General features: G+C 68.8%; 14 protein-coding genes and 2 tRNA genes. 4 read left to right on the plus strand and 12 right to left on the minus strand.

What is annotated here, in order from left to right:
* Positions 1–15 precede the first annotated feature (15 nt).
* From PCA76_RS25385 to PCA76_RS25400, 4 genes are all read right to left on the minus strand, one after another.
* Positions 16–2,052 (minus strand): ABC transporter permease, encoded by a 2,037-nt coding sequence (locus tag PCA76_RS25385; protein WP_272612946.1) that lies wholly within the window; start codon positions 2,050–2,052, stop codon positions 16–18.
* Complete coding sequence (locus PCA76_RS25390) at positions 2,049–3,485, minus strand: extracellular solute-binding protein (protein ID WP_272612947.1); 1,437 nt, start codon at positions 3,483–3,485, stop codon at positions 2,049–2,051. The genes PCA76_RS25385 and PCA76_RS25390 overlap by 4 nt, the downstream gene beginning before the upstream one ends.
* 423 nt (positions 3,486–3,908) lie before the next feature.
* Positions 3,909–4,679, minus strand: a complete 771-nt coding sequence (locus PCA76_RS25395) for an IclR family transcriptional regulator (RefSeq protein ID WP_272612948.1) — start codon at positions 4,677–4,679, stop codon at positions 3,909–3,911.
* A 164-nt stretch (positions 4,680–4,843) separates the two neighbouring features.
* Entirely contained in the window at positions 4,844–5,566 is a 723-nt protein-coding gene (locus PCA76_RS25400; protein ID WP_272612949.1) for a hypothetical protein, read from the minus strand.
* Between the two features lie 161 nt (positions 5,567–5,727).
* Here PCA76_RS25400 and PCA76_RS25405 point away from each other — a divergent pair, with 161 nt between their 5' ends.
* The 3 genes from PCA76_RS25405 (at position 5,728) to PCA76_RS25415 (ending at position 7,745) form a co-directional block, all read left to right on the plus strand.
* Complete coding sequence (locus PCA76_RS25405) at positions 5,728–6,270, plus strand: 2'-5' RNA ligase family protein (protein WP_272612950.1); 543 nt, start codon at positions 5,728–5,730, stop codon at positions 6,268–6,270.
* A 267-nt stretch (positions 6,271–6,537) separates the two neighbouring features.
* Positions 6,538–6,960, plus strand: coding sequence for a hypothetical protein (locus PCA76_RS25410; RefSeq protein WP_272612951.1), 423 nt, complete (start codon positions 6,538–6,540; stop codon positions 6,958–6,960).
* A 77-nt stretch (positions 6,961–7,037) separates the two neighbouring features.
* Entirely contained in the window at positions 7,038–7,745 is a 708-nt protein-coding gene (locus PCA76_RS25415; protein ID WP_272612952.1) for a tyrosine-type recombinase/integrase, read from the plus strand.
* Between the two features lie 14 nt (positions 7,746–7,759).
* Here PCA76_RS25415 and PCA76_RS25420 read toward each other — a convergent pair.
* The 4 genes from PCA76_RS25420 to PCA76_RS25435 form a co-directional block, all read right to left on the minus strand.
* Positions 7,760–7,836, minus strand: a tRNA-Ile gene (locus PCA76_RS25420).
* A gap of 130 nt (positions 7,837–7,966) precedes the next feature.
* Complete coding sequence (locus tag PCA76_RS25425) at positions 7,967–9,205, minus strand: NAD(P)/FAD-dependent oxidoreductase (RefSeq protein ID WP_272612953.1); 1,239 nt, start codon at positions 9,203–9,205, stop codon at positions 7,967–7,969.
* Positions 9,195–11,312, minus strand: a complete 2,118-nt coding sequence (locus PCA76_RS25430; protein ID WP_272612954.1) for an MMPL family transporter — start codon at positions 11,310–11,312, stop codon at positions 9,195–9,197. The genes PCA76_RS25425 and PCA76_RS25430 overlap by 11 nt, the downstream gene beginning before the upstream one ends.
* A gap of 158 nt (positions 11,313–11,470) precedes the next feature.
* Positions 11,471–11,543: transfer RNA gene (locus PCA76_RS25435), tRNA-Asn, on the minus strand.
* A 294-nt stretch (positions 11,544–11,837) separates the two neighbouring features.
* Here PCA76_RS25435 and PCA76_RS25440 point away from each other — a divergent pair.
* Positions 11,838–12,242 carry a hypothetical protein gene (locus PCA76_RS25440; RefSeq protein ID WP_272612955.1) on the plus strand — a complete coding sequence of 135 codons (405 nt, stop codon included), beginning with the start codon at positions 11,838–11,840 and terminating at the stop codon, positions 12,240–12,242.
* A 64-nt stretch (positions 12,243–12,306) separates the two neighbouring features.
* On the opposite strand, the gene PCA76_RS25445 is transcribed toward PCA76_RS25440, so the two are convergent.
* From PCA76_RS25445 to PCA76_RS25460, 4 genes are all read right to left on the minus strand, one after another.
* Positions 12,307–13,314: a sugar phosphate isomerase/epimerase family protein gene (locus PCA76_RS25445; RefSeq protein WP_272612956.1), complete on the minus strand. Its 1,008-nt coding sequence runs from the start codon at positions 13,312–13,314 to the stop codon at positions 12,307–12,309.
* A gap of 211 nt (positions 13,315–13,525) precedes the next feature.
* Positions 13,526–14,029 carry a sensor histidine kinase gene (locus PCA76_RS25450; protein WP_272612957.1) on the minus strand — a complete coding sequence of 168 codons (504 nt, stop codon included), beginning with the start codon at positions 14,027–14,029 and terminating at the stop codon, positions 13,526–13,528.
* Between the two features lie 134 nt (positions 14,030–14,163).
* Positions 14,164–16,278: a ThuA domain-containing protein gene (locus PCA76_RS25455; protein ID WP_272612958.1), complete on the minus strand. Its 2,115-nt coding sequence runs from the start codon at positions 16,276–16,278 to the stop codon at positions 14,164–14,166.
* A gap of 77 nt (positions 16,279–16,355) precedes the next feature.
* Positions 16,356–19,208: a PQQ-dependent sugar dehydrogenase gene (locus PCA76_RS25460; RefSeq protein ID WP_272612959.1), complete on the minus strand. Its 2,853-nt coding sequence runs from the start codon at positions 19,206–19,208 to the stop codon at positions 16,356–16,358.
* Between the last annotated feature and the right edge of the window lie 30 nt (positions 19,209–19,238).

The raw sequence follows: 19,238 nt of genomic DNA on the forward strand, positions 1-19,238 counted from the left end.
TGCCGGTGCGCCAGATCAGCCCTTCACCGCGCCTGCGGTGAGCCCTTCGGTTAGGAAGCGCTGCCCGAATGCGTACATGACCACCACGGGGATGCTGACGAGCAGCGACGCCGCGGCGAGTTGTCCTTGCGGCACGACGTCTCCAGCGATCATCGATTGCATCCCCACGGGGAGCGTCTTGTACTCGTCCTTCGTGATGAACACGAAGGCGAAGAGGAATTCGTTCCAGGCATTGGTCAGGGTGAAGAGCGCGACCGCCAGCAGCCCTGGCTTGGCGAGGGGCAGCACGACCCGGCCGAACGCCTGGACGCGAGTACAGCCGTCGACCAGCGCTGCCTCCTCCAGCTCGATGGGGATCGACGAGAAGTACCCCACCAGCAGCCAGGTGGCGAACGGCAGCGTGAAGGTCGGGTACGTCACCACCAGAGACCACAACGAGTCGGTGAGCCGCGCGCCGATGAGCATCTGGTACAACGGGATGAACAGCAGCGCGCCCGGCATCACGTAGGTGAGCAGCACCGTGACGGTAAAGCCCTGCGCCCCGCGGAATCGCAGCCGGGCCAGCGCGTAGCCGGCCAGGGCGGCGCAGACCAGTGCCACCGCCGTGGACGCCGCGGACACCAGCAGAGTGTTGAGGTACCAGCGGCCGAACGGCTGGTTGGCGAAGAGGGCACCGAACTGCTCCAGGGTCCACGGCGTTGGCCACAGGTCGTCGGTGCGCATGACGACCTGGCCCTCGGACTTGAAGGCCGTGACGGCGATCCAGTACAGCGGGCCCAGCACGAAGAGAAGCAACCCGGCCAGCGCGACCCAGGACCCCAGGCCCGACACCAGGGACGACGACCGACGACCGCCTCGCGACTGGAGGGTCGAGACCACCCGGCCGACCGCCGCCGCGATCAGCAGAATCACCCCGAGGACCACCGCCGCCTTCCAGAAGATCTGCGGCGATGCCCAGGCCAGCAGACCGGTGACCACCGCGGCGACGACCCACGGCAGCGCCTTCCGCGCCGTCGGAGCCCACCGCCGCGTTCCGATCCACCGCGCTGCCCGGCTTCTCCGAGGAAGTTTGATGTTGGTGTCCTGGCGCAACAACCGGACCAGGATGAACACCAGCCCGCCGATGATCGGCAGCATGACGAGCGTGACCGCAGCCCCCGCGCCATACTGCAACTGCAAGATCGCCTTCGAGTACGCGATGAGCACGTACGGCGCGGTTACGTCGCCCGGGCCGCCCTGGGTCAACAACCAGACGAGGTCGAAGTTGTTGAACGTCCAGATCGACGACAGGGTCACCGTCACGGTGATCACGTGGCGCAGTCCGGGCAGCGTCACGTTGGAGAACCGCTGCCACGACGAGGCTCCGTCGATGGTCGCCGCCTCGTACAGGTCCGCCGGGATGGCCTTCAGCCCCGCGAGGAAACACACGGTGAAGAACGGCACCCCCTTCCAGACGTTGACGAGGATCACCGACGGCATGGCCAGCGACGGGTCGGACAGCCAGCCCGCGGGCCAGCTGTCGACCAGGTGCGCGCTGGCCAGCAGCGGCCCGATCCCGGTAGCGGTGAGCAGAGTGTTGACGCTGCCGAAGATTGGGTCGAGCAGCGCGCGCCAGCTGAACGCCGTCACCACCGTCGGCACCACCCACGGCACCAGGAGCAACCCGGCCAGCACGGCCCGCCCACGGCGCCGATGGTGCAGCAGCAGGGCCGCGGACAGGCCCAGCACGACCTTGAAAACCTCGGCGTACGCGGTGAAGACGAACGAGTTCACCACGCCCGTGTGGAACTGCTCATCGCCGACGAGCGCGAGGTAGTTGTCCAGGCCGACGAACACGGCGTCCTGCCCGTGCCGTTCCGTGGTGCTGGTGATGATCGACCGGGCGATCGGCACGAGAACGAGACCGCCGACCAGCACGGCCATGGGCGCCAGGAACAGTGCCGCCAGCCGCCAGTCACGGCCCAGCCGTCGCTGGATCGCGGTGAGAGAGCCGGGTCCCGGCGGCGGGGAGTTCCTCGCCGCCGGGACCCGCGCAGGACGGACAGACCTCACTGCGGCAGCCCCTGCTGGTTGAAGATCTGCACCATCTTCGCGTGGGCGGCCGTCACGGCCTGCGCGGGCGCCGCGCCCTGGACGATCTGCTGCATCATGTCGGTGAGGACATAGGCCGCACCGACGGCCTGCTGGCCCGCACTGGCCTTCTGCGGGAAGGCCAGGCCGTTCGTCGTGGACAGCGGCAGCGACAGTTGGGTGATCTTGCGCAGCATGGGGAACGCCGGGTCGCCGCTGGTGAAGAACGGGTCGGCGTCCCAGACCTTCTCCCATGCGGGCATCACCAGGCCGGGCGCCTCCTTCGCCACCCCGAGCAGCGCGGGCGCGCTGACCAGGTACTGCGCCAGGAGCTTGGCGAGCGCGGGGTTCTTGGCACCCTTGAAGACAACGAAACCTTGAGACTGGCCGAGCAGCAAAGGCTTGTCGGTCGCCGGCCCGATGCAGTCGGAGAACACGTGGGTGTTTGCGTAGACCGGGTTCTTCTTGGTCCTGGAGTCCGCGTAGACGCTGAACTGGTTGCGGGTGTAACCGAGGACTCCAGCGAGCCAGTTCTCGTTGTTGCTGGTGTCGGTCCAGCTGGCCACCCCCGGCGGCAGCATCGGCTTGTACTTGGGATTGGTGTAGATGTCGCCCAGGAAGGTCACCGCCTGCACCGTCTCGGGCGAGTTGAACGTGACCTTCCTGCCGTCGTTCGAGGCGATCGACCCGCCGTAGGCGTTGATCAGTGCCTCGATCATGCCGTTGGCGTCACCGGACCGGTTCACCGTCATGCCCCAGCCGAACCGGCGTTTGCCCGGATCGGAGATTTCCAGGCACAGATCCCGCAGCTCTTCCCAGCTGTAGATGTCCTTGGGGGAGATGCCCTTGTCCTGCATCCAGTCCTTGCGCAGGAACGACCCGATTCCGATGAAGTGGTACGGGATCGCGAACCACTTGCCGTCGAAGACGCAGAAGTTCTTGGCCTCGGCGCAGGGTTCGCCGTACTTGGCCGTCAGCACCTTGACGACGTCCGTCACGTCCTCCAGGTCACCCAGCGCCTGAAACTGCGCGACGAACCGTGAGTCGGTCATGAACGCCAGGTCACGCGCCACCCCACCCTTGACCTCGGCGTCGATCTTGGCCACCACATCACCTGCGTCGGCCTGAACCAGGCTGTTCTCGATCTTCGTCCCGGTGGTGTCGGCGAACTTCTTGATCGAGCTGTCGAGGGCATCGTTCGCCGCCGTCGAGTACAGCTTCTGCGACAGCATCCCCATCGAGGAGCCCTTCAGCGCCGCTGCGGCGTCGATCAGCTCCTGCGGAACTTCCGGCTGCACCCTGGTGGGCGATTCGGAGCTGCCCCCACACGCGGCCAGACCTGCCGCGCCGAGCACCCCCACCCCCACCCCCAGAAAGCCACGCCGGGACCACACCGGGTTGTCCTCCATGGACATTCGCCTCCTTTATTTTCCGGCGCCGCTGCACGCCGAAGGCGTACTTGACGACGCTGCGATCCTCGTGCTCCAGGTGTGTCTCTTTGTCGGCGACCACGGACACGTCGCCCACGTTGATCAATGCGTTCGCACGCTCGTCGTTGCAGTTGGTGGGGTTGCCACGGTGGCGTCGGGCCCGCCCTTGCCGCCCTCGACGAACAGCGTCGACACGCCGCTCGCTGGGCGGCGCGACACGCATGAGGGGATCGGGGACTGGGTCGAGAAAGCGGCGCTGACGCTCCAGGTCGGTCGGGTCACGGACCACCGCCGTTCGAGATTTCGAACTGAGTTCGAGATACCGTATCGAGTGGACGCGACGCTAGAGCAATGCCGTAAGGAATGTCAATGTTTCAATGGCGTTTCGGTCCGAGAACGGCGAACCGGCTATCGAGACTGGGCCCGGTAGCCCATGCGGGCGGACAGCGTGGCCGCGCCCTCGCGGACCAGCTCGGTCCACTCCACGTGCGCCTGGGGGGTCCAGCGAATGATCGGCGCGGAGAGGCTCATCGCAGCGATGGTTGCGCCAGAATGGTCTCGGATCGCCGCAGCGACGCAGCGCATGGCGCTGTCCGACTCGCCGATGTCGACCGCGACGTTCTCCGCCCGGACACGATCGAGATGCGCGCGTAGGCAGTCCGGGTCGGTGATGCTGTCCGACGTCATGCCCGGCAGGGCGCCCTTCGACAGGACGGCGTCCAGGCTTGCCTTATCGAGTCCCGATAGCAATATCTTGCCGACCGCCGTGCAGTGGGCCGGCAGCCGCCGCCCGACCGCAGAGACCATCCGGACGGGGTGCGTGCTGTCGAACTTGACGAGGTAGATGACGTCGGCACCGTCGAGCACGGCCACGTGGACCGCCTCGTCGCACGCGGCGGCCACGTCCCGTGCGACGCCCTGCGCCTCACGGACCAGGTCAAGCCGGCCGGCAAACGCCGCGCCGAGCTGGAACAGCGGCATGCCGAGCCGATACTGCACCGGCTGGCCCGGGACGGAGATCAGGTACGAGCGAGCCTCAAGCGTGACGAGCAGTTCGTGGACCGTGGTGCGGGGCAGGTCGAGCCGCTCCATCACCTGGCGGGCCGACAGTTGGGGGGTGTCCAGGAACAGTTCGAGGATGTCGAGTGCGCGGATGACCGCCGGTACCACACGGGGCATGTCGATAGTCCCTTCGAAATGCCGGACTCGTGTCAACGATCTTCACGGACCAACACCTGAAGAGGATAACCGCGTCAGCCCCGACTGCCCGGTCAATACCTGGACGGCGCACGGCTTGGTGCCCGCCGCGCTTCGGCACGCGTCTGGATACCGCGTTGCGCCTGCTATGTACCGCTCGTGCGCTGGATCTTCGCCAGTGCCGCCGCGAACTCGGCGTCGGTGAGCGCACCACGCTGGTGTTGCCGGGTCAGCGCGTGAATGTCCCGCCGCTGGTCAGCGGATGGACCACCACGGGTGATATCGGTCCTGCCGACGCCGACGGATTGGCTCGTCGTCCCGGCACCGGCGGTGGAGGGCGACGCAGGCACACCGGTCTGCGCACGATGCCGGGGCTGCGCGTCGCGGTGGTGTTCCCGCAGAGTCGCCAGGATCTCGTCGTAGTGCTCTGGCCAGGTGGCCAGCCTCCCCAGCTCGGGCCGGAACGTGAACGGCCGAAGCAGGTCACCGCGCTGGAGCGCAGTCTGGACCGACACCCCGTCTGTCCGCTCGATGATGATCGCGGAGCGGCCCATGTCCAGACCTGCGATGGTGGCGATACCGCTGCGGATGGCCGACACCGATTCCCAGGGCACCGTGATGGTGCTCAGGAGGGTCCGGGAACGGATGCCGTCCGCGCTGACGTAGACGCCAAGCATCGCCTGCCGTACGGCGACGGCGAAGCAAACAGCCAGCCACGCTCCGAAAAGGACCGCGACCGGCGCGGGCACCGCCCGCTCGCGCACGTACACGATCGCGAGGAACGTGGCGAAACCAGCCACCCCGACCAGCCCCAGCATTGCGAGGGCGGTCGCGGCGTCGAGAGAGTACGGGCGTTGCCATCTCCTCATACCGACAGGGTGACCGGCGGCGTCCAGCCGCCGTCAGAGCGTGCTCAAGTGGTCGCTCCATAGGGTCGGCAGATAATCGAATCTGTCCACATGCTGCCCCTACCCAGCATCGGTGGCGAAACTCCGTAGCCAGCACCGGATCTGATCGGGAAACTGCCGGGATGGAACCGACACAGACGGCGCTCATCGTGCCGATACCCGAGGCCGAGGACGCGGTAGGTCGGTTTCGGGAATCTCTCGACCCGGCCGCCTCATGGGGCGTGCCGGCGCACGTGACCGTCCTCTACCCGTTTCTGCCTCCGCAGCAGATCAACGACCAGACCCTGACCGTGCTGCGCGCGACCATTGCCGGCATACGGCGGTTCGACGTTGCGCTGACTCAGATCGGCTGGTTCGGCGACACTGTCGTATGGCTTGCACCGCAGCCAGACCGTCCGTTCCGGAACCTCACTGCGGCGGTGTGGCAGCGGTTGCCCGAGACCACCCCATATGCCGGGGAACACACCGAGGTAGTGCCGCACCTGACCATCGGCCAGGACGCCCCCAAGCCCACACTGAGCCACGCTGCGGAAACCGTCTCCGCGCAGCTGCCGATCAACGCGGCCGTCGACATGGTTCACCTCATCGCCGGAACGTCGGGCCTAAGCCCGTGGCGCACCGTCTGCGAGTTCCCACTGGGGCGGATCTCCTCGTCGGCAGCATGACTGACCAGGGGAATTGTGTGGTAGGCCGGGACTCGAACCCGCGACCGAGGGATTACGAGATCAAGACGGGCGATCCTGCGACCTGCACAAGTGGCCTCCCACCAGCGGAAACACCTCTCGACATCTCTCACCGCTCCCCCACCGCCCGTCGACCTCTTGCGGACTGAATGCGGACTGCTCGCTGCCACGAGGTGGTCAGGTTGGCCGGCCTCTGCCTTGCAGGTCGCCGGTCAGCGCCAGTGGCAGCACTCCTGGCAGTCTGGTTGCATGGTGTTTTCCGACGATCAAGAGCTGGGCACGGCGATCAGGAATGCCGACTCGCCTACCTGGTCGGTTCGCGCCGCAGCCGGGCGGCATCTTGCGAGATCTCGCGGAATCGACGAGGTAGCTGACGTCCTCCATCGCCTGCTCCTAGATTCCCAAGACACTGCGGTGACTTGGGAAACGGCCGAGGCGCTGCTGGAACGCAAAGACGCCATGGGCCTACGCCTTGTGCTGTTAGCCCGTAGCTATGCCGCCGCCGAAGCCACCGCCGAAGAGATCCAGGCTGCTCTTGACTGCAACCCTGACTGGATGACGGCCGCGGGCGCAGACCGCCTGACCAAGCAACTTCGGGACCTGGCGACGGATGAAGACGCCGGGGTGCGCGACGAGGCCCGAAGGATTCTCGGGCGCCTGCGATCTGTATAGACGGGCTACCGCGTGCTCGGTCAGGCACTCAGACCCAGTTCTCACTGCTGCTGGCGCTGGCGCTCCGGGATGGCCGGTTGACTCGCAACGTCGCGGCAGGTGTGCGGCTGCCCCGGGTCGGACACTCCGAGAAGGTGTTCCTGACCCACGTCCAGGTGGGCGAGCTGGCGACGGCGGCAGAGCCGCACGGGCTGATCATCCGGGTGCTGGCCTATACCGGGCTGCGGTGGGGTGAGCTGGCGGCGCTTCGGGTGCGTCGGGTGGACCTGGTGAAGCGACGGCTGCTGGTCGCGGAGTCGGTGACGGAGGTCAACGGTCGGGCGGTGTTCGGTACGCCGAAGACACACCAGCGCCGGTCGGTGCCGCTCCCCCGGTTCCTGGTCGAGCCGATCGCCGCACAGATCGCCGGCCGCACGGGTGACGAGCTGCTGTTCACGTCCCCGGCCGGCGAGGTGCTGCGCAACAACAACCTCCGTCGCCGCGTCTTCGATCGGGCTGCGAAGTCGATCGGGCTCGCTGGCCTGACGCCGCACGAGCTGCGGCACACAGCGGCCAGTCTGGCGGTGGCCGAGGGTGCCAACGTCAAGGCGGTGCAGCGGATGCTCGGGCACGCCTCGGCGGCCATGACGCTGGACGTGTACGCGGACCTGTTCGAGGACGACCTGGACCAGGTGGCGGACCGACTCGACCGGGCGGCGGGTCGTGCTGCTGCGGACTCAGTGCGGACTGAGGGTGTCGGCCCAGAGCTCGATGCGGTGCGTCCGGGTCGTCGGCAGCATGGCTGACCAGGGAAAACGGCTGGTGGGGCGGGCGGGACTCGAACCCGCGACCGAGGGATTATGAGTCCCCTGCTCTAACCGGCTGAGCTACCGCCCCGATACCGCGCCGGATCTTATCCCGCTCGGCGATCAGCAGCCAGCACCGAGCCGGCCGGTGCCCACGCCTGTACCAGCACGATGGGCTACAGGAATATAACAGCGCGCTCGGGTCAGCCCGGGAACGGCGGTCAGCCGACGCGCAGCTCGTCCAGCACGGCTCCGGCCGCGCGCCAGCCGCTGGCGAGCGCGCCCTGGATCGATGGGCTGTCCCGGTGGTCACCGGCCACGAACAGCCCCTCCTCCAACGACACGGGTTTACGCAGCCGCCCTTGTGGTGGCGGCGCGGCGGGCAGCGCGTTCGGGACGGCCACGGTGGTGAGGTGGGTCCAGTCGGCGGTGGATCGGCCGTACAGCCGGGTCAACTCGGCCCGTACGGTCGGCTCCGGTGGGGGGGTCGCGCCCACCACGGAGGTGGCGATCAGGTGCCGTCCGGCGGGCGCGTAGGTCGGGGCGGCGTTGCTGAGCACCACCGTGTTGGCGACGATTTCCCGCCGGTCGCCGTCGACGAGCAGGATCGGCTCGGTGAGCGGCGGCTCGGGCGCGCTGTGGTAGTAGGTGGTGTAGCTGTGCATGCGTACCGTCGCCAGGGCCGGCAGCAGCGCGGACGCGGCGGGTGGGTCGACGGCGACCACGACGGCCCGGCAGTGGATGTCGCCGGCCTGGGTGCGGACCCGGCCGGGGGTGACCTCCGCAACTCCGGTGTCCAGGTCGAGCAGGTCGGCCGGCAGCGGGTCGGCGATGGCCCGGGGCAACGCGGCCATCCCCTCGGCGGGCAGGCCGATCCGGCCGCGGGCGAAGGAGCGCAACACCATCGCCAGTACGTGGCTGGAGGTGGCCAGCTCCCGATCGATGAACACACCGGACAGGAACGGTCGCAGCAATTCCTCGATGATGGCGTCGGAGAGGCCCGCCCGGCGCAGCGCGGTCTCGGCGCTGGTCTCCGGCGCGGTGAGCAGCCGGGACGTGGGCAGGGTGGCGCAGCCGGTGGCGAGCGCGGCGAAGCGCAGCCGGTCGAGCAACGAGCCGATCCCGGCGAGCACGGTGGCCGGTCCTCCGGTCGGTTCGCGCAACGGATTGACCAGCCGCAGCAGGTCGTCGCCCTTGCGCACCAGCACACCGGAGGTGAAGTACCCGAGGTGGAGCCGGTCGGTGTCGAGCAGCGTGCCGAGCCGGGGGTAGGCGGTGTTGAGCACCTGGAAACCACGGTCGATGAGGTAACCGTCGACCTCGTCGGTGGCGACCCGGCCGCCGAGTCGACCGCTGGCCTCCAACAACCGCCAGGGCACGCCGGCGCGGTGCAGTCGGCGGGCGGCGGCGAGGCCGGCCAGGCCGCCGCCGACGATGACCACGTCGGTCTCAGCCACCACCGCGCGCCTCCCGCTCACCGTTCGCCCGGGACAACCGGCCCGGCCACCAGATCTTCGGCCCGATGTCGTACGCGAGTGCGGGCACCAGCAGCGACCGGACGATGATCGTGTCGATCAGTACCCCGACCGCGACCGCGGTACCCAACTCGACCAGCACCACGAGTGGCAGGACGGCGAGGGCGGAGAAGGTCGCGGCGAGCACGATGCCGGCGGAGGTGATCACCCCGCCGGTGACGGCGAGGCCGGCGAGCACACCGGCGCGGGTGCCGCGCTTGACCGACTCCTCGCGGACCCGGCTCATCAGGAAGATGTTGTAGTCGATGCCGAGTGCGACCAGGAAGACGAACGCGAACAGCGGGAACGACGAGTCCACGCCGGGGAAGTCGAAGACGTGGCGGAACAGCAGCGCGCAGAGGCCGAGGGTGGCCCCGAAGCTGAGCAGCACGGTGGCGATCAGGAGCACCGGGGCGAGGAGTGCCCGCAGCAGCAGGGCCAGGATGACCGCGATGACCACCAGCACCACCGGGATGATGACGTTCTGGTCGCGTTTCGCGGCGTCGGACGTGTCCACGTTGATCGCGGTGAAGCCGCCGACCACCGCGTCCGCGCCGGGCACCTGGTGTACGGCCACCCGCAGCTCGCGGATGGTCCGCTCGGCGCCGTCGCTGTCGGGCGGGTCGGCCAGGGTCGCCTCCAGTTGCACCCGCCCGTCGACGACCTTCGGTGTGGCGTTCGGGTTGGGCGGGCCGGTCTGCGGGCCGGCGGTGAGCGGGCGGACCTCGGCGACGCCGGGTACGCCCTGCGCCACCTGGGTGACCTGCCGGGCGGTCTGCTCGGTGGTGAAGATGGTGGCCGGGCTGCCCGTGCCGGCCGGGTAGTGCCGGGAGATGACCTCCTGGCCGTCCACCGAGTCGGTGCGTTGGGTGAACAGGTCGGACTGGCCGAGGGTGGTGGCGCCGAGCTGGGTGAGGCCGAGCGTGAGGATGGCCAGTACGACCGCGGTGCTCAACCAGATCGGTCGGGCGTGCCGGGCCACGAAGCCGGCGATGCGGCTCCAGATGCCGTGCTCGGCTCGTGGGTCGGCCTGATCCTCCCGGGGCCGTCGGGGCCAGAACGCCCACCGGCCACCGAGCACCAGCAGCGCGGGCAGGAAGGTGAGCATCACCAGCAGGGTGGCGGCGATCCCGATGGCGGCGACCGGGCCGAGCGCTCGGTTGGAGTTGAGGCTGGACAGCAGCAGGCAGAGCAGGCTGACGATGACCGTGCCACCGGAGGCGATGATGGCCGGTGCGGCGCCCTTCCACGCGGTGCGCATGGCGTCCCAGGGGCGGTCGTGGCGGTGCAGCTCCTCCCGGTAGCGGGCGATCATCAGCAACGCGTAGTCGGTGCCCGCCCCGAATACCAGCACGGTGAGGATGCCCTGGGCCTGCCCGTTGAGCTTGACCACGTCCGCGTCGGCGAGCAGGTAGACGAAGACCGAGGCGAGGGCGTACGACATCCCGGCGGCGAGCAGCGGAAAGATCCAGAGCACCGGGCTGCGGTAGACGACCAGCAGGATGATCAGCACCACGACCAGGGTGACCAGCAGCAGTGGCCCGTCGATGGCGGAGAAGACCTCGATCAGGTCGGCGAGCAGGCCGGCAGGGCCGGAGACGTCCACGGCGAGCCCGTCCCGGTCGCCGCCGGTGATGTCGCGGAGCTGTTCGACGACCGTGCCGATCTCCTCGCCTTCGGCGTCGTCCACCGGCACGACGACCTGGAGTGCCTGGCCGTCCTCGCTGGGGATGGGCGGGGGCAGCGGGGTGACCACTCCGGGCAGTTGGGCGAATCGCGCGGCGTCGGCGCTCACCCGCTGCCGGTCGGCGTCGGTGATCCCGGAGGGCCGCTCGTAGACGACCAGAGCCGGGATGGTCTCCCGGTCGACGAACTCGCCGGCGAGGTCCTGGGCGCGCGTCGCCTCGGCGTCGGTGGGCAGGAAGGCGGCGTTGTCGTTGGTGGCGACCTCGCTGAGGCGCCCGGCGTACGGCCCGGCCACGCCGCCGATGACCAGCCAGGCCAGCACGACCGCCACTGCGATCAGCGTGGCCCTGCCGCCTCGTCCGGACATCCGCACTCACCTCATGGATCGACGCATCAATCGACGCAGCGGGAGTCCGGGTCGACATTGACCATCCTGCCGGGCGAGCAGGTCGAGGGAGGGCGAAACCGGGCCACGTACACGAAAACGCCCGTCGGCGTACTGTCGACGGGCGCTGGGTGGAGAAGCTCCCCCGATTGGACTCGAACCAATAACCTGCCGGTTAACAGCCGGCTGCTCTGCCAATTGAGCTACAGGGGACCGTGCACCGCGCGACTCCGGATCTCACCGACGCCGTGCGACGGGACAAGAGTACAGGACATTGCCCGGTGGTGGTCCAGTGGGTTCCGCCCATCCACCGATGATCAAGACGTCCCAGGTCAGGACCGCGACGCATCGATAATCGGGGTAAATCGCCATCCGGGCACAAGCATGCTTGAGCGGAGAGCAGGATGGGTAGTTAGCTGCGGACAGAGGACGCAGGCGCGGATTGGTCGCCGTCCGACGGGGCAACTCGACGGAGGCGACGGCGCGTCAGGTACGGAAGGAGCCGCCATGCGCGGAAAGATCATGTTTCTTGGCGGGCTGGCTGCGGGATTCGTCCTGGGCGCCCGTGCCGGCCGGGAAAAGTACGAGGAGCTCGTTGTTCGGGGCCGCAAGGTGCTCGACCACCCGACCGTCCAGGAGGCGGCCGGAGTCGCGCAGGCCCAGGCCAACAAGTTCTACAGCGAGGGTAAGGACAAGCTCGGCCAGACCAAACTGGGCGAGAAGCTGGGCACCGGCAACGGCAGCACCGGCAAGCAGGAGCTGACCGCCGCCGACGACGCGTTCGCCGGCACGCCCGCCACCGTGGGCGCCAAGGCGGGCACCAGCACGGTCGGCACGACCTCCGGGTCGCCGTCGGCCACCACCCCCCGCACCAAGCCGTCCGGCTCGGGCACGAACGCCAGCACGCTCTGACCGATCGCACGTCGACGGGCCGGTCGCCGCAAGGCGACCGGCCCGTGGTCTGTCCGGAGTCCGGTCAGTCCTTGCTGCTGAACGCCGCGTCGAAGGCGGCGGTCGGGGCGTCGAAGGCGAGCCGGCGGACGAACTGCAGCGCCTCCGGGGCACCGACCAGCCGGTCCATCCCGGCGTCCTCCCACTCGACCGAGATCGGGCCGGTGTAGCCGATCGCGTTCAACGCGCGGAAGCAGTCCTCCCAGGGCACATCGCCGTGCCCGGTCGAGACGAAGTCCCACCCGCGGCGCAGGTCGGCCCAGGGCAGGTGCGAGGCGAGCCGCCCACGCCGGCCATCTCCGGTGCGGACCTTCGCGTCCTTGCAGTCCACGTGGTAGATCCGGTCGGCGAAGTCGAAGATGAAGTTCACCGGGTCCAACTCCTGCCAGACGAAGTGCGACGGGTCCCAGTTCAACCCGAACGCGGGCCGGTTGCCGATCGCCTCCAGCGTCCGCTTCGTCGTCCAGTAGTCGTACGCGATCTCACTCGGGTGCACCTCGTGCGCGAACCGCACCCCCACCTCGTCGAACACGTCGAGGATCGGGTTCCACCGGTCGGCGAAGTCCTGGTAGCCGCGCTCGATCATCGACGGCGGCACCGGCGGGAACATCGCCAGGGTGTGCCAGATCGACGAACCGGTGAAGCCGACGACCGTCTTCACCCCGAGCTTCGCCGCCGCCCGCGCGGTGTCCTTGATCTCCTCGGCGGCCCGCTGACGGACCCCCTCGGGCTCCCCGTCGCCCCAGATCCGACCGGGCAGGATGTCCTGGTGCCGCTCGTCGATCGGGTGGTCGCAGACCGCCTGGCCAACCAGGTGGTTGGAGATCGTGAAGACCTGAAGGTTGTGCTTCGCGAGGGTCTCGCGCTTGCGCTCGACGTACGAGTCGTCGGCGAGCGCCTTGTCGACCTCGAAGTGGTCGCCCCAGCAGGCGATCTCCAGACCGTCGTAGCCCCACTCGGAGGCGAGCCGGCAGACCTCCTCGAACGGCAGGTCGGCCCACTGGCCGGTGAAGAGCGTGATGGGTCGCGCCATTGTCCTTCTCCCCTGTTGTGATGGGGATTCCTTGTGCGGACCAGGGCGAGGGTGACCGGACGTACGCGACGCCGGGGCAGTCACCGGTGGGTGCGGAACACACCTGGGCCCGGCGGGTTGCGCCTCCCACCGGGTCACCGGCCACCAGCACGGTCGCCGCCCCCACCCTATTTCCGCAGCACCCCATCGCGAAAGCCCCGCAGCCGGATCATCATTCCGCCAGCTCCTCGGGCGCTGGCAGGACGGCCCGCACGGTGAAGCCGCCACCGGCGCGAGGGCCGGCGGAGAACGTGCCGCCGAGCCGCTCGGCGCGCCTGCGTACCCCGAGCAGACCTCGCCCGGCGCTCTGGGTGCCCCCGCCTGACGGCGGGGGGCCGGCGCCCTCGTCGCGTACCTCGATGGTGATGCCGGTGGGGTCGTAACGCAGGCGGACCGCGACCGGCGCGCCCGGCGCGTGCCGGCACGCGTTGGTCAGCGATTCCTCGATGATCCGGTACGCCACGACGTCGACGGGGCCGGGCAGTGGCCGGGGTTGGCCAGCCAACTTCCAGCGCACCGGCTGGCCGGCGGCGAAGCCCTCCACCAGCGCGTCGAGACGGTTCAGGCTGGGCGCCGGCGTGAGCGGATCGTCCGGCTCCTCGGCCTGGCGCAGCGCACCGCGCAGCCGGTGCCCCTGCGCCAGCACCATCCCGCGCCACTGCGCGAACCGCCCCATGCTGGTCAAGGTACGGCAGCGGACTGTGAACCCCACCACGCGCCGCCGATCTTGCACTCTCTGTCGGGACTAGTGCCGCAATAGCGACATCTGCACGACCGAAAGTGCAAGATCGGCGAGCATGGGGGCGTTGGTTAGGGCAGGGTCCACTTTTGGTTGGCCGCACCTAGGCAGGTCCAGAGGTGCACGACGGTGCTGTCCGCCGAGTTGTTGCCGGAGACATCCAGGCACTTGCCCGACGACGGGTTGCGCAGGGTGCCGTCGGACTGGGCCGCCCAGTTCTGGGCCCCACTGCCGTTGCAGGTCCAGAGCTGGATCTTGGTGCCGTCGGCGGTGCCGCTGCCGGAGACGTCCAGGCACTTGCCGAGTGCCTTGATCGTCGAGTTCGGCGTCACGGTCCAGGTCTGCGCCGTGCTGCTGTTGCAGGTGTAGATCTGGACCTGGGTGCCGTCGGCGGTGCCGCCGCTGCGCACGTCCAGGCACTTGCCGGCGAGACCCTTGATCGGGCCGACCCCGGGCGTGCCACCGCTCCCCTTGACCAGGGTGAAGTCGTCCACGTCGAAGAGCCCCGTGCCGCTACCGGTGAAGGTGAGGTAGAGGTTCTGGGTGCCGGACGGGACGTTGGACAGCGTGGTGGTGACGTTGGCGAAGGTCGTCCAGCTGCCGGTGTTGGGCACCGCGACCGAGCCGAGCACCGGGCCGGTGGCCGAACCGGTACGCACCTGGATGGTGCCACCCGCTCCGCCGGAGACGACCCGGGACGTGAACGAGGTGACCCCGGTCAGGTCGACGCCGTTGTACGCGGCCCAGTCGCCCGGGTCGATGTAGCCGATGGTCTGCCCACCGTTGGCGCCGGCCTTGGTGAACGGGGTGACCCCGTTGGCCGAACTGAACGCCTCGGCCTGGACCGTGGTGTTCCCGGTCGGCGGCGGCGTGGTGCCCAACTCCTTGATCCGGATGTTGCGGAACGAGGCGTCGTCACCGGTGCCGTGGTTCTGGATGCCGATGTGGCCAGCCAGCGAGCGAACCGGGTTGGTGTTGGTGAAGTCGTTGATCTTCACCCCGTTGAGGAAGATCTGCAGCCGCTCGCCCTCGACCAGCAGTTCGTAGGTGTTCCACTCCCCCGCCGCGTTGAGCGCCGCGTCGCGGGCAGCGATGTCGGCGGACTTGAAGGTGTAGACCGACCCGGTCGTGCGGTCAGCGGCGTCGGTGGCGTCGATCTGGATCTCGTAGCCGTTGTCCACGGCGGACCACGGGTCACTGGACGGCGGAAAGCCGATGAAGATGCCGGAGTTGTCGTCCCCGGCCAGCTTCCAGTCCAGCTTCAGCGAGTAGTTGGTGAACTGCTTGGTGTTGTACCAGTACAGCCCCATGCCGCCCACCGAGGTCAGGGTGGCGTCGGAGTTGCTGAAGCTGCCCGGGCCGGCCTGCGACCAGCCGGCCGTCGAGCCGTTGAAGATCGGCGTGTAGCCGGTCTCGGGCCGGCAGTCGGCCTTGCTCCGACCGGAGGCGTACCGGATGCCGCCGAGCAGGTGGGTCCGGAACGCCGGCTCCGCGTACGACGCCTGGGTGTGCCCGGCGCCGGTGTAGAAGGAGCGACCGCCGCTGTAACTCTTGCACCAGCTGAGCGGGTGGTCGGCGCCCATGCCGCCACCGGAGTACGACGACTCGTCCAGCGTGGCCAGCACGTGGGCGGTCGACCGGGCGTTGGTCCGGTAGTTGTACCACTCGTCGGTGCGGGTCCAGGTCTGCGGCAGGTGCCCGGTCGCCGCGTGCCCCCGGTCCTCCACCTTGATGTTGGCCTGCTGGATTGCCGGGTGCGAGGCGAACCACGCGCCCACGAGGTTGCCGTAGAACGGCCAGTCGTACTCGGTGTCGGAGGCCGCGTGCACACCCACGTACCCGCGACCCGAGCCGATGTACGACTCGAAGGCGGTCTGCTGGCTGGCGTTGAGCACGTCGCCGGTGGTGTTGAGGAAGACGACCGCCTCGTACTGGGCGAGGTTGCCGGTGGTGAACGCGGCAGCGTCCTCCGTGGCGGTGACGGTGAAGTTGTTCGCCGCACCCAGGTCGCGGATGGTCTGGATGCCGACCGGGATCGCGTCGTGCCGGAAGCCGGCGGTCTTGGAGAAGACCAGCACGTCGTACGGGGCGTCGGCGGCGCTGGCGGGGCTGGCCGGGGTGGTGCAGGCGATGACGGCGAGGGCGGCCATGGCCGCACCGAGGACGGGTCGCAGGAGTCTGCGCATATCGCTCTCCTAATTGCGGTTAGGAGGGGCCCCTTGCCCAACACTAGGCGGTGACAAGGGGCCCCCTACCTCTCAGCTCAGGGCAGGATCCACTTTTGGTTGGCGGCGGCGGAGCAGGTCCAGAGGTGGACCACCGTGCTGTCGGCGGAGTTGTTGCCGGAGACGTCGAGGCACTTGCTGGACGCAGCGTTGCGTAGCGTGCCGTCGGCCTGTGCGGCCCAGTTCTGCGCCCCGGTCCCGTTGCAGGTCCAGAGCTGGATCTTGGTGCCATCGGCGGAGCCACCACCCGAGACGTCCAGGCACTTGCCCAACGCCTTGATCGTGGAGTTCGGGGTGACAGTCCAGTTCTGTGCCGCACTGGCGTTGCAGGTGTAGATCTGGATCTGCGTGCCGTCGGCGGTCGCGCCACTGCGCACGTCCAGGCACTTCCCGCCGAGACCCTTGATCGGGCCACCCCCGCCGGTGGGGGTTCCGGTGACGAAGGTGAACGCGTCCAGGTCGTAGAGCGCCCCGGTGCCTGACCCGGCGAAGGTCAGGTAGAGCGTGGTCGTGCCGGTCGGCGGGCTGGCGATCGTCCCGGTCACCGTGGCGAAGGTCTCCCAGCTGCCGGTCACGGGGACCGTGGCCGAGCCGAGCACCGTGCCGGTGGCCGAGCCGGCCCGGACCTGGAGGGTGCCACCGGCACCTCCCGAGGAGACCCGGGCGTTGAACGAGGTCACGTTGCCCAGCCGGTACGGCTGGAACGCGATCCAGTCACCGTTGTTGATGTCGCCGACGGTCTTGCCGCCCTCGGCCGTGGTCTTGCTGAACACGTTGATCCCGGACGAGGTGCCGTAGAACTCGGCCTGCCGGTGCCGCGGTGGCAGCGTGTGCTGGGTGTGCGTGGTCAGCCCACCCGCGTCGGTGTACTCGGCGTCGAAGATCGCGAAGATGTTCGCCGCGTCGTCGTGCTCACCGTCGACCGGGATGGTGATCGAGCCCGAGCAACCGGTCTGCGAGGTGATCTGGTGCCCGTGCTGGTCGTGCCCGAGCACGTAGGTCATCTTGACCTTCGTGCAGTCGATCGTGCCGTCCTCCGGGTCGGTCACGGTGATGCTGAACGGCACCGTGTCGCCGAAGCTGAACAGCTGACCGTTGCCGGGGTTGTTGATGGTCACCGTCGGCGCGGTGTTGCCCACGTTGATCTGCACGCTGCTGCTGCCGGTGGCGCCCTGCGGATCCCGGACCGTCAGCGTGGCGGTGTAGGTGCCGTTGGCGCTGTACGTCTTCGACGGATTGGCCGAGGTCGAGGTGGTCCCGTCACCGAACGCCCACGAGTAGGTCAGCGTGCCACCCTCCGGGTCGGACGAGCCGGCCGAGGAGAAGGTCACCGCGAGCGGGGCCGCACCGGAGGTGCGGTTGGCGCTGGCCACCGCGGTTGGCGCCCGGTTGCCGCCACCGACGTAGTCGAAGCGGTAGAGCGCCGAGTTGGCGTCACCGTTGAAGTAGCCGGTGCCGTAGTCGAGCACGTAGTACGCGCCGTCCGGGCCGAACGCCGAGTCCATCACCTGCTTGCCGACCCAGGGGAAGGTGTCGATGGTGCCCCGGGAGCCGTCGGAGTTGACGTGGATCGGCTTGATCCAGCCTCGGCCGAACTCGGTGGCGAAGAACTGCCCGTCGAAGGACTGCGGGAACTTGGTGGTGGAGGTCGACGAGGCGTTGTACCGGTAGACCGGGCCACCCATCGGGGACTCGGAGCCACCGCCGAACTCGGTCGGGGTGCCGGCGTCGCCGGCGTACCGGATCCAGGCCGGTTGGGCGGGCGGCAGGGTGGTCAGACCGGTGTTGCGGAACGAGTTGTTGGTCGGACCGCCGGTGCAGTTGTACTTCGCACCGGTGGTGTTGGCCGCGAAGTCCCACTCGTTGTACGTCTCGGTGGAGGTGTTGGTGCCGGTGCAGTACGGCCAGCCGTAGTTGCCTGGCGCGGCGACCCGGTTGAACTCGACCTGACCCGACGGCCCACGGGTGGAGCTGGTGGTGCCGGCGTCCGGCCCGTAGTCACCGACGTAGACGACCCCGGTGGCCTTGTCCACGCTGATCCGGAACGGGTTGCGGAACCCCATCGCGTAGATCTCCGGCCGCGTCTTGGCCGTGCCGGCCGCGAAGAGGTTGCCCGCCGGGATGGAGTAGGTGCCGTTGGTGTTCACCTTGATCCGCAGGATCTTGCCCCGCAGGTCGTTGGTGTTGCCGGCGCTGCGCTGCGCGTCGTACCCCGGGTTGCGGTTGGTCCGCTCGTCGAGGGGCGAGTAGCCAGCCGATTCGAAGGGGTTGGTGTCGTCGCCGGTGGACAGGAAGAGGTTGCCGGCGGCGTCGAAGTCGATGTCCCCGCCGACGTGGCAGCACAGACCGCGGCTGGCCGGGACGTCGAGCACGTCGACCTTGCTGGCCTGGTTGATCGTGAAGTCGCTGTTGAGCGTGAACCGGGAGAGCCGATTGACGCCGTTCCAGGCCGAGAAGTCGGTGCCGGTGGCGGGCGCGTCGCCGGCGGGGGTGGACAGCGGCGGGGCGTAGTACAGGAAGATCTGCCGGTTGGTGGCGAAGCCCGGGTCGACCCCGACGCCCTGTAGGCCTTCCTCGTCGTGGTTGTAGACCGCCAGGGTGCCGATCAGGGAGGTCGTGCCGTTGGCGTCGGTGCGGCGCAGGGTGCCGTTGCGAGCGGTGTGCAGGACCGAGCGGTCCGGTAGCACCGCCAGCGACATCGGCTCACCCATGTCGGTGACGCCGCGGGCGAGCTCGACCTGCTGGAAGTCGGTCGCGTTGATCGTGTGCGCCTGCGCGGGGGTCGGGCCGGCGGCGAGTGCGACCGTGCCGGCGGCGACCACCAGCAGCGCTGCCGATCCGGCGGAGAACCATCGTCGGGATCGATGTTGTGGAGCGTCCTTCATGGACATCTGTGCTGCCCCTTCCTGACGAATGACTGC

It is taken from the genome of Micromonospora sp. LH3U1 (assembly GCF_028475105.1).
Classification (GTDB): Bacteria; Actinomycetota; Actinomycetes; order Mycobacteriales; family Micromonosporaceae; genus Micromonospora.

What these genes read in the sequence shown, in the direction of transcription:
- PCA76_RS25390 (WP_272612947.1), bottom strand. Translation starts at nt 3,485, where the DNA reads ATGTCCATGGAGGACAACCCGGTGTGGTCCCGGCGTGGCTTTCTGGGG.
- PCA76_RS25395 (WP_272612948.1), bottom strand. Translation starts at nt 4,679, where the DNA reads ATGCCCCGTGTGGTACCGGCGGTCATCCGCGCACTCGACATCCTCGAA.
- PCA76_RS25400 (WP_272612949.1), bottom strand. Translation starts at nt 5,566, where the DNA reads ATGAGGAGATGGCAACGCCCGTACTCTCTCGACGCCGCGACCGCCCTC.
- PCA76_RS25405 (WP_272612950.1), top strand. Translation starts at nt 5,728, where the DNA reads ATGGAACCGACACAGACGGCGCTCATCGTGCCGATACCCGAGGCCGAG.
- PCA76_RS25410 (WP_272612951.1), top strand. Translation starts at nt 6,538, where the DNA reads ATGGTGTTTTCCGACGATCAAGAGCTGGGCACGGCGATCAGGAATGCC.
- PCA76_RS25430 (WP_272612954.1), bottom strand. Translation starts at nt 11,312, where the DNA reads ATGTCCGGACGAGGCGGCAGGGCCACGCTGATCGCAGTGGCGGTCGTG.
- PCA76_RS25440 (WP_272612955.1), top strand. Translation starts at nt 11,838, where the DNA reads ATGCGCGGAAAGATCATGTTTCTTGGCGGGCTGGCTGCGGGATTCGTC.
- PCA76_RS25445 (WP_272612956.1), bottom strand. Translation starts at nt 13,314, where the DNA reads ATGGCGCGACCCATCACGCTCTTCACCGGCCAGTGGGCCGACCTGCCG.
- PCA76_RS25450 (WP_272612957.1), bottom strand. Translation starts at nt 14,029, where the DNA reads ATGGGGCGGTTCGCGCAGTGGCGCGGGATGGTGCTGGCGCAGGGGCAC.
- PCA76_RS25455 (WP_272612958.1), bottom strand. Translation starts at nt 16,278, where the DNA reads ATGCGCAGACTCCTGCGACCCGTCCTCGGTGCGGCCATGGCCGCCCTC.
- PCA76_RS25460 (WP_272612959.1), bottom strand. Translation starts at nt 19,208, where the DNA reads ATGTCCATGAAGGACGCTCCACAACATCGATCCCGACGATGGTTCTCC.